8 protein-coding genes are annotated in these 13,611 nt (G+C 67.4%); 5 read left to right on the top strand and 3 right to left on the bottom strand.

The window, feature by feature from the left end; translation table 11 throughout:
* Positions 1–31 precede the first annotated feature (31 nt).
* Together ACPEH8_RS16835 and ACPEH8_RS16840 are read left to right on the top strand one after the other, a co-directional pair.
* Positions 32–1,393, top strand: coding sequence for a sensor histidine kinase (locus tag ACPEH8_RS16835; protein WP_037591210.1), 1,362 nt, complete (start codon positions 32–34; stop codon positions 1,391–1,393).
* A 63-nt stretch (positions 1,394–1,456) separates the two neighbouring features.
* Positions 1,457–4,909 (top strand): hybrid sensor histidine kinase/response regulator, encoded by a 3,453-nt coding sequence (locus ACPEH8_RS16840; protein WP_136006467.1) that lies wholly within the window; start codon positions 1,457–1,459, stop codon positions 4,907–4,909.
* Positions 4,910–4,930: 21 nt separating this feature from the next.
* Here the strand turns inward: ACPEH8_RS16840 and mntP are convergent, their stop codons facing one another.
* The 3 genes from mntP to acs form a co-directional block, all read right to left on the bottom strand.
* Positions 4,931–5,509: a manganese efflux pump MntP gene (gene mntP, locus ACPEH8_RS16845; protein ID WP_017356021.1), complete on the bottom strand. Its 579-nt coding sequence runs from the start codon at positions 5,507–5,509 to the stop codon at positions 4,931–4,933.
* A 332-nt stretch (positions 5,510–5,841) separates the two neighbouring features.
* A complete protein-coding gene (locus ACPEH8_RS16850) occupies positions 5,842–6,507 on the bottom strand; it encodes a response regulator transcription factor (RefSeq protein ID WP_153165127.1) in 666 nt (221 codons plus the stop codon).
* Positions 6,508–6,608: 101 nt separating this feature from the next.
* The gene (acs, locus tag ACPEH8_RS16855) at positions 6,609–8,552 is read right to left on the bottom strand and encodes an acetate--CoA ligase (RefSeq protein WP_423667566.1); all 1,944 of its coding nucleotides are present in this window, start codon (positions 8,550–8,552) and stop codon (positions 6,609–6,611) included.
* 328 nt (positions 8,553–8,880) lie between these two features.
* Here acs and ACPEH8_RS16860 point away from each other — a divergent pair, with 328 nt between their 5' ends.
* The 3 genes from ACPEH8_RS16860 to ACPEH8_RS16870 all read left to right on the top strand — a co-directional run bounded on the left by ACPEH8_RS16860 (position 8,881) and on the right by ACPEH8_RS16870 (position 13,602).
* Positions 8,881–10,308, top strand: a complete 1,428-nt coding sequence (locus ACPEH8_RS16860) for a DcaP family trimeric outer membrane transporter (RefSeq protein ID WP_423667569.1) — start codon at positions 8,881–8,883, stop codon at positions 10,306–10,308.
* A gap of 88 nt (positions 10,309–10,396) precedes the next feature.
* Complete coding sequence (locus tag ACPEH8_RS16865) at positions 10,397–12,052, top strand: MFS transporter (protein WP_313217646.1); 1,656 nt, start codon at positions 10,397–10,399, stop codon at positions 12,050–12,052.
* A gap of 134 nt (positions 12,053–12,186) precedes the next feature.
* Positions 12,187–13,602, top strand: coding sequence for a coniferyl aldehyde dehydrogenase (locus ACPEH8_RS16870; protein WP_017356016.1), 1,416 nt, complete (start codon positions 12,187–12,189; stop codon positions 13,600–13,602).
* Positions 13,603–13,611: the final 9 nt, after the last annotated feature.

The raw sequence follows: 13,611 nt of genomic DNA on the forward strand, positions 1-13,611 counted from the left end.
CGCCGTCGCACCGGCCTGGAGCCTGCCGCGCATGTCCACTACCGCATCGACCGCCCGGACCGGTCCGCGCCCTGCCACCGCGCCACAGTCGCTTGGGCGGCGTACCGAGACCATGCTGCGGGGCCTGCTGTGCCTGGTGGGCCTGTTCCATCTGCTGATGGCCGGCTGGACCGCCCTGCGGATGGGAGTGGGTCTGGACCCGATGGTCCCGGTCATCGCCACGCTGCACGCGCTGCTGTGCGGGCTGTGCCTGTGGGAGCAGCGGGCCGGGCGGTCGCTGCGTGCGGCTGCCGTGTTTGTCTGTGGCCAGCTGCTCCTGCTGACGGCGGCCTATGTCTATTGGGGCCTGGCCGCACAGTTGCGGCTGCAACTGGTGCTGCTGATGCCGGTCATGCTGGTCTCGGCCGTGCTCGGGCGGCGCCCGCTGGCGGGGGTGGCCGCCTGGATCAGCCTGTTGATCGTGGTGGGTGCGTGGGTGGACGCGTCCAGCGTGATGTTCCACCCCGATCGGCTGCTGGCGGCCGTGAACGACCTGGCGGTCTGCGTCTTCGGCACGCTGCTGGCCGCCTGGCTGCTGCACCACAGTGTCACCGGCCTGCGCGAAAGCCTGCAGGTGGCACGCGACCACGGCCGCGATCTGGCCCGCAAGCGCGATCAGCTGCAGTTGGAGATGCAGGAGAAGGAGCGCTCGCGCGGCCAGCTGGTGCATGCGATGAAGATGGAGAACGTCGGCCGCCTCGCCAGTGGCATCGCGCATGATTTCAATCACCTGCTGGCATTGATCCAGAGCTACATCGCCAAAGCGCGGCGCAGTCAGGGCAGTGAGCTGCAGGCCGCCCTGCAGGGCGGTGATTCCGCGGTGCGGCGGGCGACTGCGGTCAGCAGGCGGCTGCTGGATTTCAGCCGGCTCGAAGACAGCCGGCCTTGCCTGCTGGATGTGGCCACGGTGGTTTCGGACATGGCACCGATGCTGCAGCAGGTCTTCCACCCCGGCGTGCGGTGCGAGGTGGACAGCGGCCAGGTGCAGTGCCTCATCCACTTCGATCCGGCCCAGCTGGAGTCGATCCTGATCAGCCTGGCGGTCAATGCCAACCAGGCCATGCCGGAGGGTGGGCACTTCAGCCTGACCGTGACGCAGCCGTCGCGCGTGGACGAGGTGGTCCTGCGGGCCAGCGACAGCGGCCACGGCATGAGCGAGGAGGTGCGCGCCCGGTGCCTGGAGCCGTTCTTCACCACCAAACCGATGGGCCAGGGCACCGGACTCGGTCTGGCGGTGACGGCGAGCCTGGTGCAGGCAGCGGGTGGGCACATCGACGTGGAGAGCGCCAGGGGACGCGGCACGCAGGTGTGCATCCGGCTGCCGACGCGCCCACGGGCGGCGGCACAGGGCTGATCCGGGGCGCGTCCGGGGCCGTGCAGCCGCTACACTGCGGGCTGCTCCCGCGGAAACAATCCTGTGGTCTCCAGCTGGATCCTGCTGCTGGTCTCGGTGGCCTACGCCGCGCTGCTGTTCGGCGTGGCATGGTGGGGCGACCGTCGCCCGATGTATCCGGACCGTCCCTGGCTGCGGCCGGTGGTCTACAGCCTGGCACTGGCGGTGTACTGCTCGTCGTGGACCTTCTACGGCGCGGTGGGCACGGCGGTACGCAATGGCATCGGCTACCTGCCGATCTACCTGGGCCCGCTGCTGCTGTGGGTATTCGGCTGGCGCATCATCGAGCGCCTGGCGCTGATCGCGCGCAGCCAGAACGTGGTCTCCATCGCCGACTTCATCTCGTCACGGTTCGGCCGCTCGCGGCGCCTGGCCGCACTGGTGGCGGTGATCGCACTGATCGGCATCGTGCCGTACCTCGCGCTTCAGTACAAAGCGGTCGCGATGAGCCTGCAGGTGCTCACCGGCAACGTCGGCCCCACCGGTTTCTTCACTGATCCGGCGTTGTACGTGGCGCTGCTGATGGCGCTGTTCGCCACGCTGTTCGGCACCCGCCAGGTGGACGCCACCGAGCACCACCACGGGATGATGCTGGCGATCGCGCTGGAGTCGATGATCAAGCTGATCGCGATGGTCGCGCTGGGTCTGTTCGCCTACCTGTGGCTCAACGACCGCACCGACGCGGTGATCGAGTCTGCGCATACCCTGTTCAGCGGCCTGCCGCCGGTCGGCTTCATCTCGCAGACGCTGCTGAGCTTCCTGGCGATCATCTGCCTGCCGCGACAGTTCCACGTGGCGGTGGTCGAGTGCGGCGACGTGCGCGACATCCGCCGCGCGCGCTGGATGTTCGGCGCCTACCTGGTGGTGATCTCGGCGATGGTGATCCCGATCGCCACCGCCGGGGTGACCCTGTTCGGCACCGGCGGCAGCGTGGCCGATGACAGCATGGTACTGGCCCTGCCGCTGGCCGAAGGGCGCAAGTTCCTGGCGCTGGTGGCCTACGTGGGCGGCTTCTCCGCCGCCACCGGCATGGTCATCGTGGCGTCGATCGCACTGGCCACGATGGTCAGCAACGATCTGGTGATGCCGGTGCTGCTGCGCCGCAGCGGCGATCACCAGGAAGCGGCCGATGTGGCTTCGCGGGTGCTGTGGATCCGGCGTACCGCGATTCTGCTGCTGGCGCTGGCGGCCTACAGCTATTACCGCGGCAGCAGCAATGACAGCACCCTTGCCTCGTACGGGCTGATGGCATTCGCCGCAGTGGCGCAGTTCGCTCCGGGGCTGATCGGCGGGCTGTACTGGCGCGGTGCCAGCCGCAAGGGCGTGGAGATCGGCATGCTGCTGGGCTTCGGCACCTGGGCGTACACGCTGCTGCTGCCGGCGCTGACCCACGCCGGCTGGATGGAGGCGGCGTGGCTGGTGCAGGGCCCGTTCGGGATCGGCTGGCTGCAGCCGCAGCATCTGTTTGGCATGAGTGGCTGGGACCCGCTCACGCACGGCACGTTCTGGTCGTTGCTGGTCAACGTGGCGGCGATGGTGCTGGTATCAGTGCGCTGGCGCCCCGGTGTGGACGAGCGCCTGCGTGCCGCGCCGTTCCTGGACCCCTATGCGCAGCGGCCCTCGGTGGCCGGTGCGTGGCCCGGCAACGTGCACGTCGGCGATCTGCTGGCGCTGGCCTCGCGGGTGGTCGGCGACCGCCATGCGCGTCGCTCGTTCTTTGAGCAGGCACAGTCAATGGGCCGCGAGCTGCAGGCCTCCGCGCCAGCCGACCGCGCGTGGGTGCAGTTCACCGAGCGGTTGCTGGCTGCCTCGATCGGTGCGGCCTCGGCACGCCTGCTGCTGACCAGCCTGCTGCGGGGTTCGGGCATGGACCTGGGCGAAGTGGTGGCGGTGCTCGATGAAGCCGGGCAGGAGCTGCGCTTCAACCGCGAGATCCTCTCCACGACCCTGGAGAACATCAGTGCCGGGGTCAGCGTGGTCGATCCGGACATGCGGCTGACCGCGTGGAACCGGCGCTACCAGCAGATGTTCGGCTACCCCGACGGCATGCTGTACGTGGGCCGCCCGGTTGCCGACCTGATCCGCTACAACGCCGAGCGCGGCGAGCTGGGCGAGGGCGACATCGACGTGCAGATCAACCGCCGCATCGGCTACATGCGCGCCGGCTCACCGCATGTGTTCGAGCGGACCCGCAGCGATGGCAAGGTGATCGAAATGCGCGGCCAGGCGCTGCCCGGCGGCGGCTATGTCACCAGCTACAACGACATCACCGATTACAAGCACGCCGAAAAAGCCCTGCTGGAAGCCAATGAAACGCTGGAACAGCGCGTGGCCGAGCGCTCGCACGAGGCCGAGGTGGCGCAGCAGTCCAAGACCCGCTTCCTGGCCGCGATCAGCCATGACGTGCTGCAGCCGCTCAATGCCGCGCGGCTGTTCGCCTCGGCGCTGCGCGACAGCCACCAGAACAACGAGGAGCAGCGCCATCTGGCCGAACGCGTCGATGCCTCGCTGCGCGCGGCCGAAGAGCTGCTGGATGGCCTGCTGGACGTATCGCGGCTGGATGCCGGTGGCCTGCACCCGCTGATCGGTGATTTCGATGTCAGCCTGTTGATGCGCGAGCTGGCCGCCCAGTACTCGCCGGTGGCCGCCGGCCGCGGCCTGCGTCTGGATCTGTTCGCGCGCCCGGCCTGGGTGCGCAGCGACCGCCGGCTGCTGCGCCGGGTGCTGCAGAACTTCCTGGCCAATGCGCTGCGCTATACCCGGCAGGGGCGGATCGTGCTGGCGGTGCGTCAGCGCGGGCAGGAAGTGGAGCTGCAGGTGTGGGATACCGGTCCGGGCATTCCCGAGCATCACATGCAGCAGATTTTCGACGAGTTCCACCGCTACCAGCAGCCGTTCGACTGGGGCGAGCAGGGGTTGGGGCTGGGCCTGTCGATCTGCCAGCGCATCTCCCGCCTGCTCGACCACCGCCTCAACGCGCGCAGCCGGGTCGGCAGCGGCAGCATGTTCTCCATCCTGTTGCCGCGGGTGGATGCGCCGGACCTGCCCACCTCGGCGGTGGCCCTGCCGGTTGCCAGCCCGTCTACCCGGACCGACTCGCTGGCGGGCATGCGCGTGCTGTGCGTGGACAACGACCAGGAGATCCTGGACGGCATGCGCGCGCTGCTGGGGCGCTGGCAGGTCGAGGTGATCACCGCCAGCACCGTGGATCAGGCGCTGGAGAAGGTGGCCGAGCGCCCGGACGTGATGCTGGTGGATTACCACCTGCACGACCGCCTGGATGGACTGGACACTCTGGTGGCGATGCGCGACAAGGCCGGCCGGGCGATTCCCGGCGCGTTGCTGACCGCCGACGGACGCGACGAGCTCAAGCGCATGGCCCGCGAACGGGGTTACCGGTTGCTGACCAAGCCGATCAAGCCGGCGTCGCTGCGTGCCTTCCTGGCGGCGTTCCACGACACCCGCGGCGACATGTAGCCGCGGGTGAGCGGCGCCGGGTCAGGCCATCGCGCCGCTGAGGTGTTCGTACAGGATGGTGGCGCCGATGATGATCAGGATCAGGCCGCCGATGATCTCCGCGCGCTTGCCGACCATGTTGCCCAGCACGCGGCCGAGCATGATGCCGGCGGTGACCATGCTGAAGGTGCACAGGCCGATCACCAGCGCCATCACGCCGATGTTCACGTCCAGGAAGGCCAGGCCGATGCCGACCGCCATCGCATCGATGCTCGTGGCCAGGCCGGTCAGGGCCAGCCGCCAGAAGCCGTGGTGCCTGTCCGGATCGTCCTGTCCGTCGTCGCTGTCCGGGCGGATGCCGTTGATGATCATGTGCACGCCCAGCGCACCGAGCAGGCCGAACGCGATCCAGTGGTCGAACGCCTCCACGTACTGGAGCGCCGCGCGGCCGAGCAGCCAGCCGATCACCGGGGTGATCGCTTCGATGACACCGAAGATGAGGCCGGCGCGCAGGGCATCGGGGAGGCGCGGCTTGCGCATGGCGGCGCCCTTGCCGATCGCCGCGGCGAAGGCATCGGTGGACATGGCAAAGCCGATCAGCAGGATCGAAAGGGGTGACATGGGGACGTACACGGCAGGTCGGGCGATTGCGAGCAACGGACCGCGTTCGCGCCCAACCTGTCGTTGCGCACGCGGACCGCTGGTCTCGCCAACCAAGATGGCTGCCCGCACCACGGCGCACTGGCCGAGTATGTTGATACGGGCGTTTCCTATCGCAGGAAACAGGCTACTCCCCAAGGGGACGCGAAGCTTAGCACCGGCATCGCCGCGTGGCGCATCCACGGCCAATTGCGCAGGCAGCGCTGGGTTTTATAGCTCTGGCTATAACGCGAGGCGTCAGGGGCAGAGCGGGGTGCGCCGACTGTCGGTCAGCTGCTCCTGCTCCCCGCGATTCAATCCTCTTCCGGCGGCAATACGATCGGCTCTTCATCGATGGCCAGCTTGCCGGCCATCAACACCGCCTGCGTGCGGTTGGTCACGCCCAGCTTGCGCAGGATCGCGGTGACATGCGCCTTGATCGTTGCTTCGGATACGTTGAGGTCGTAGGCGATCTGCTTGTTGAGCCGGCCCACGCCGAGCATCTGCAGCACACGGAACTGCTGCGGGGTGAGTTCGCGCAGGCGCTGGCCGATCTCGCGTTCCTCGCGCTCGGTGGGCGGCACGTTGTGCGCCTCCGGCGGCGCCCAGGTCTCACCATCGAGAATGGTGCCCAGGGCGTGGCCGATGGTGTCCGAGTCGGCGGACTTGGGAATGAACCCGAACGCGCCGTGGTCGAGCGCGCGACGCATCACCGTGGGTTCCTCGCGTGCGGACACCACCACCACCGGGAGCTGCGGGTGCAGGGCGCGCATGTGCACGAGCGCGTTGAAGCCCTGTGCACCCGGCATGTTGAGATCCATAAGGACCAGGTCGGCATCGGTGTGCTGGTCGGCGAGCAGGTACAGCGCTTCCACGCTGTCCGCTTCGTACAGCTGCACGCCGGGAATCACGCGTTGCACGGCCCCGCGAAGGGCTTCGCGGAACAACGGGTGGTCATCGGCAATCAGGAGGGTGGTCATGGTGGGGGCCATGTGGCGGAGGAGTAACGCGAGGGAACGGAATGCGTGTAGCGGGCTGGCAGCCCCCGGAACCGGGGGCTGCCACGGTCTGCCTGCGGCCCTTATTTCACTTTGCGTTCTTCCACCAGCGACGCCACCACCGACGGATCGGCCAGGGTCGAGGTATCGCCGAGCTGGTCGGGCGCGTTCTCGGCGATCTTGCGCAGGATGCGGCGCATGATCTTGCCCGAGCGTGTCTTCGGCAGACCTGGTGCCCATTGCAGGTGATCAGGCGCGGCGATCGGCCCGATCTCCTTGCGCACCCAGGCGACCAGCTCCTTGTGCAGTTCATCGCTGGGCGTCTCGTCGGCGATCAGGGTCACATAGGCATAGATGCCCTGGCCCTTGATATCGTGCGGGAAGCCCACCACGGCCGCTTCGGCCACCTTCGGGTGCGAGACCAGCGCGCTCTCCACTTCGGCCGTGCCGATGCGGTGGCCGGATACATTGATCACATCGTCCACGCGGCCGGTGATCCAGTAGTAGCCATCTTTGTCGCGGCGGCAGCCGTCGCCGGTGAAGTAGCTGCCCGGGTAGGTGCGGAAGTAGGTGTCGATGAAGCGCTGGTGGTCGCCATAGACGCTGCGCATCTGCCCCGGCCAGGAATCACGGATGATCAGGTTGCCTTCGGCGGCACCTTCCTGGATCTCGCCTTCTGCGTTGACCAGGGCCGGCTGCACGCCGAAGAAGGGCAGGGTGGCTGAACCGGGCTTGAGATCGATCGCGCCGGCCAGCGGCGAAATCAGGATGCCGCCGGTTTCGGTCTGCCACCAGGTGTCCACGATCGGGCAGCGGCTGTCGCCGACCACCTCGTAGTACCAGCGCCAGGCTTCCGGATTGATCGGCTCGCCGACGCTGCCGAGCAGGCGCAGCGAGGCGCGCGAGGTGCGCTTGACCGGTGCCTCGCCTTCGCGCATCAACGCGCGGATCGCGGTCGGTGCGGTGTAGAAGAGGGTGACCTGGTGCTTGTCGATCACTTCCCAGAAGCGCGAGGTGGTGGGGTAGTTCGGCACGCCTTCGAACATCAGCGAGGTCGCGCCGTTGGCCAGCGGTCCGTACACGATGTAGCTGTGGCCGGTGACCCAGCCGACGTCGGCGGTGCACCAGTAGATGTCGTCCTCGCGCAGGTCGAACACCGCTTCGTGGGTGTAGGCCGCGTACAGCAGGTAACCGCCGGTGGTGTGCAGCACGCCCTTCGGCTTGCCGGTGGAACCGGAGGTGTAGAGGATGAACAGCGGGTCTTCGGCGTTCATCCGCTCCGGTTCGCAGGTGGCCGGCTGCGGATCCACCACATCGTGGAACCAGCGGTCGCGCGGCGCCTGCATGTCCACCGCGCCGCCGGTGTGGCGGACCACCAGCACCGTTTCCACGGTGGTGGTGCCGGGCAGCTTCAAGGCGGCGTCGACGTTGGCCTTCAGCGGAATCTTCCTGCCACCGCGCAGGCCTTCATCGGCGGTGATGATCAGCTTGCTGCCGCAGTCGATCACGCGGTCGGCGATCGAGTTGGGTGCAAAGCCACCGAACACCACCGAGTGGATCGCGCCGATGCGTGCGCAGGCCAGCATGGCCACGGCGGCATCGACGATCATCGGCAGGTAGATGGTGACCCGGTCGCCCTTCCTGACGCCCAGGTTGCGCAGGGCATTGCCGAGGCGGCAGGTGCGCTCGTACAGCTCGCGGTAGGTCACGCCCTGGGCGGGCGCATCGGGGCTGTCCGGCTCGAACAGCAGCGCGACCTTGTCGCCGCGCGTGGCCAGTTGCCGGTCCAGGCAGTTGACGCTGGCGTTGAGTTCGCCGTCCTCGAACCACTTGATGCGGAAATCGTCGAGCTGATAGCTCACGTTCCGGATCGTCGACGGCTTGGTATACCAGTCCAGGCGTTCTGCGGCCTTGCCCCAGAACGCGTCGGGATTCTCCACCGACGCGCGGTAGAGCTGCTGGTAGGTGTTCTTGTCAATGCGCGCCTTGGCGGCGAACTCCGCCTTGACGGGGTAAATATCGGCCATGACACCCTCACTTGCACTAGGACTTGGGTTGTGCGATCGCAGCATAACCCGCGATTCATCCCCCTCAGTTTGCCGCATCCATCCGCCTTCGCGTTATCGGGACGGTTAGACCTTGGTCGTACCAGCGGCGGTCGGCGTACCGACAGACAGCCGGTACCCACCCGGTTGCCTGCGGCACCTTGCTGCCCTCCTGCGGCCTCCAGGTGCCCGCGCCGACGTCGCGGCTACTACCAATGGCTAATACCGGGGTGCGTCAGGCTGACGCACGCTCGGCTCGACCGTGACCCCACACGCGGCGATCACTTTGCCACCCGGGAGAGAGGGCAACATGAGTACCCGTATGTTGAAGACCATGCGCACGCCGTTGGCGACCTGCCTGCTGGTCGCATTGGTGGCGCCTGGCATGGCGTTTGCCGAAACCGCCAAAGAGAAGCAGCTGGAAGCCCGCGTTGCCGAGCTCGAACGCCAGGTGCAGCTGCTGCTGTCCACCTCGCAGCAGCAGCAGACCCAGATCAGCCAGGCGCAGACCGATGTCACTGCGGTCCGCACCCTTCAGGCCCAGCAGCCGGCCACGGCCACCGTGCCGGCAGGCAAGCAGCCGATCCAGGTCACCACCATCACCCCGGGCGCCGCGCCGGGCACCACCGTCAAGATCGGCGGCTTCATCAAGGCCGATTTCCTGGCCACCCAGACCGGCGACGGCCAGCTCGCCGACGATGCCACGGGCCGCGCGCTGTATCTGCCGGGCCAGACCCCGGTGGCCGGTGCCGGCGGCAGCGGCCAGCGGTCCGACGTGGACTTCAACGCCCACGCCAAGTTCTCGCGTTTCAACCTGGGCATCGACAACGTGTCGGACAAGGGCAACAAGTCCGGTGCGTTCTTCGAGATGGACTTCTTCGGCAACTCGCTGGGCAACCAGACCGCGACCAATACCTACGGTGTGACCCTGCGTCACGCGTACATGTACTGGAACAACTGGATGGCCGGCCAGACCTGGTCCAACTTCATGGACGCCGCCTCGCTGCCGGAAGCCGTCGACTTCGTCGGCCCGACCGATGGTGTGCTGTTCGTGCGCCAGGCACAGATCCGCTACACCCGTGGCGGCTTCAGCGTCGCGCTGGAAAACCCTGAAACCACCGTGCTGACCGGTACCCGCAACCCGGTCACCGGTGCGTGGACCAACGCGGCCAGCAACGCCGACCGCGGCGCGCTGCCGGACCTGACCCTGCGCTACGGCTGGAAAGGCGACTGGGGCACCTTTGGCGTGGGCGGCATCGTGCGTCAGCTCAAGGTCGACAACCAGGCCACCCGTGCCGACGCCGACAAGATCGGAGGCGGCCTGACCCTGGGCGGCAAGTGGGTGATGGGCGACAGCGACACCCTGCATTACCAGCTCAGTGGCGGCGAAGGCATCGCCCGCTACGTGGGTCTAGGCGTGACGGCCGATACCGCCTACGACATCGCCGGTGACGAGCTCGACCCGACCGGCGTGCTGGCCGGCTACGTCGGCTGGCGCCACGCCTTCAGCCCCAAGCTGCGTACCAACCTGATCTATGCGCGCAGCGACTACGACAACAGCGGCTCGCTCGGTCCCCTGGTGACCAAGAGCGTGCAGAGCATCCGCGGCAACGTGTTCTACACGCCGATGCCGAAGGTCGATATCGGCGCCGAGTACATGTACGGCGTCCGCGAGATCGAGGATGGCCGCAAGGGCGACATCAACCGCCTGCAGTTCACCACGAAGTACAGCTTCTGAATGAGCGTGCCGACCGATGGTCGGCACCTGCCGGAAGAACTAGAACGATTGCCGACGAACAGTCGGCACTACCGAGGGGAATCGTCCAATGTCCACTACACCTGTACCTGCAAAAGCTGAACTTACCCAAGGCCACAAGAAGGTCATCTTCGCGTCCAGCCTTGGCACCGTTTTCGAGTGGTATGACTTCTTCCTGTACGGCTCGCTGGCGGCGATCATCGCCAAGCAGTTCTTCAGCGGCGTCAACGAAACCACCGGCATGATCTTCGCGCTGCTGGCCTTCGCGGCCGGCTTCTTCGTGCGTCCGTTCGGCGCGGCGTTTTTCGGCAGCCTCGGCGACCGCATCGGCCGCAAGTACACCTTCCTGGTCACGATCCTGATCATGGGCATCTCGACCTTCCTGGTCGGCGTGCTGCCCAACTACGCCTCGATCGGCTTTGCCGCTCCGGTGATCCTGATCATCCTGCGCCTGGCCCAGGGCCTGGCGATGGGCGGTGAGTACGGCGGTGCGGCAACTTATGTGGCCGAGCATGCACCGGTGGACAAGCGCGGCCTGTACACCAGCTTCATCCAGTGCACCGCGACGCTGGGCCTGTTCATGTCGCTGCTGATCATCCTGGCCTGCCGCTACTTCCTGGGCAACGAAGCGTTCGAAGCCTGGGGCTGGCGCATTCCGTTCCTGGTGTCGATCGTGCTGCTGGGCATCTCGGTGTGGATCCGTCTGCAGCTCAGCGAATCGCCGCTGTTCCAGCAGATGAAGGCCGAAGGCAAGGGCTCCAAGACCCCGTTCCGCGACAGCCTCAAGGGCGGCAACCTGAAGCTGATGCTGCTGGTGCTGCTCGGCGCCGCGGCCGGCCAGGCCGTGGTCTGGTATGGCGGCCAGTTCTATGCGCTGTTCTTCCTGAGCAGCATGCTCAAGGTTGAAGCCACCACCTCCTACCTGCTGATCGCCGCGGCGCTGGCACTGGGCACGCCGTTCTTCATCTTCTTCGGCTGGCTGTCCGATCGCATCGGCCGCAAGAAGATCATCCTGGCCGGCTGCCTGCTGGCGGCTGTCACCTACATCCCGGTGTTCAAGGGCCTGACCCACTTCGCCAACCCGGCCGTGGAAGAAGCCCGTGCAACCTCGCCGGCGCTGGTCGTGGCCGATCCGAACACCTGCTCATTCCAGTTCGATCCGGTGGCGGTGCGCAAGTTCACCAGCTCCTGCGACATCGCCACGGCCGCACTGACCAAGGCCGGCGTGCCGTATGAAGTGCAACCTGCCGCAGCCGGTTCGCTGGCCGTGATCAACGTCGGCAGCGCCAGCGTCGCCTCCTACGAGGCCGCCGGCCTGACCAAGGAAGACGGCAAGGCCAAGGCCGATGCGTTCGGTGCGGAACTGAAGACCGCGCTGACCTCGGCCGGTTACCCGGCCAAGGCCGACAACGCCCGCATCAACATCCCCGGCACCATCCTGATGCTGTGGATTCTGGTGCTGTACGTGACGATGGTGTACGGCCCGATCGCCGCCTACCTGGTCGAGCTGTTCCCGACCCGCATCCGCTACACCTCGATGTCGCTGCCGTATCACATCGGCAACGGCTGGTTCGGTGGTTTCCTGCCGGCAATTTCGTTCGCGCTGGTGGCCGGTACCGGCAACCTGTACTACGGCCTGTGGTATCCGATCATCATCGCGCTGATGACGGTCGTGGTGGGCGGGTTGTTCCTGAAGGAAACCCGCGGCGTGGACATCACCAAGTAACGGTGAGCCCCACGGCGTGAGGACAGGGCCGCGATGCGAATCGCGGCCCTGTCCGTTTCCCGGCAGGACCGGCCGCTGGCCGGCAACCGCGCACAGCGCTCCGCCGTCACGCAGGCTGCCGCTATAGTCGCGGCATGAGCGATACCCATACCGATCCCGCCGCGCTTCCGGCGCTCCTGAACGTCCTGCGCAGCGCCTGGCAGGCCAATCGTCCGTCGCTGGACCAGCGCCGGGACGACCTGCAGCGCCTGCGTGCAGCCCTGAAGGCCCGGCTGCCGCAGATGGCCGAGGCGATCTCGGCCGACTTCGGCCACCGCTCCACCCATGAGTCGCTGATCGCCGATGGCATGACCGTGCTCAACGAGATCGACCACCTGCTGCGGCACCTGCGCGGCTGGATGCGCCCGCGCCGGGTCGGCGTGGGCTGGCGCTTCTGGCCGGCGCGCGCGCAGACCCGTCCGGTGCCGCTGGGCGTGGTCGGGGTGATCTCGCCGTGGAACTACCCGGTGAACCTGGCGCTGATTCCATTGGCCACCGCCATCGCGGCGGGTAACCACGTCATCCTCAAACCCTCCGAGCACACGCCGCGCACCAGCGCGTTCCTGCAGGACCTGCTGGCCCAGGTGTTTCCGGCCCACCGTGTGGCGGTGGTACAGGGCGACGCGGAACTGGCGTCTGCGCTGGCTGGCTCGCCGCTGGACCATCTGGTCTTCACCGGTTCCACCGCCGTCGGTCGCAAGGTCATGGCTGCCGCCGCGCAGCATCTGACCCCGCTGACCCTGGAACTGGGGGGCAAGTCGCCGGCGATCGTGTGCAGCGATTACCCGCTGGACAAGGCCGCCGCGCGGCTGGCCACCGGCAAGTGGTTCAATGCCGGCCAGACCTGCATAGCGCCGGATTACATCCTCATCGACGGTCGCCGCCAGCGTGAGCTGGTGCAGCAGCTGCAGACCCAGGTGCGCGCGCGTTACGGCGATTTCAGCGATCCCTCCGATTACACCCGGATCATCCATGCCGGCCAGTACCAGCGCCTGCGTGGGTATCTGGAACAGGCCCGCGCCCGCGGCGTGCCGGTGATCGAACTGGCCAGTGTCGATCCGGCACGGGCCGAGCGCGAGCGCCTGATCGTGCCGACCATCGTGCTCGATCCGCCGGCCGACCTGGACCTGATGCAGGAGGAGATCTTCGGCCCGATCCTGCCGGTGTGCGCCTATCCGGATCTGGACGCGGCGCTGGCCGGGGTGCAGGCGCGCGACCGGCCGCTGGCGCTGTACGTCTTCAGCCAGCAGCGCGACACGGTCGAGCGGGTGCTCGACCAGATCGTGGCCGGCGGCGTCACCGTCAACGACACGCTCCTGCACTTCGCCATCAACGGCCTGCCGTTTGGCGGTGTCGGGCCCAGCGGCATGGGGGCGTACCACGCCCGCGCCGGTTTCGATGCGATGAGCAAGCAGCTGCCGGTCCTGTGGCAGTCGCGCTGGGCGGCCAGCGATCTGCTCAAGCCGCCGTACGCGAAGATCGCCGGCATGCTCAGGGCGCTGGTGCGCTGATGCCGGCCG

It is taken from the genome of Stenotrophomonas sp. NPDC077461 (assembly GCF_049545475.1).
GTDB classification, from domain to species: Bacteria; Pseudomonadota; Gammaproteobacteria; order Xanthomonadales; family Xanthomonadaceae; genus Stenotrophomonas; species Stenotrophomonas nematodicola.

Bases quoted from the DNA above. Each gene is read 5' to 3' on its own strand.
- ACPEH8_RS16870 (WP_017356016.1), top strand. From the start codon at position 12,187: ATGAGCGATACCCATACCGATCCCGCCGCGCTTCCGGCGCTCCTGAAC.
- ACPEH8_RS16860 (WP_423667569.1), top strand. From the start codon at position 8,881: ATGAGTACCCGTATGTTGAAGACCATGCGCACGCCGTTGGCGACCTGC.
- ACPEH8_RS16865 (WP_313217646.1), top strand. From the start codon at position 10,397: ATGTCCACTACACCTGTACCTGCAAAAGCTGAACTTACCCAAGGCCAC.
- ACPEH8_RS16850 (WP_153165127.1), bottom strand. From the start codon at position 6,507: ATGACCACCCTCCTGATTGCCGATGACCACCCGTTGTTCCGCGAAGCC.
- acs (WP_423667566.1), bottom strand. From the start codon at position 8,552: ATGGCCGATATTTACCCCGTCAAGGCGGAGTTCGCCGCCAAGGCGCGC.
- mntP (WP_017356021.1), bottom strand. From the start codon at position 5,509: ATGTCACCCCTTTCGATCCTGCTGATCGGCTTTGCCATGTCCACCGAT.
- ACPEH8_RS16835 (WP_037591210.1), top strand. From the start codon at position 32: ATGTCCACTACCGCATCGACCGCCCGGACCGGTCCGCGCCCTGCCACC.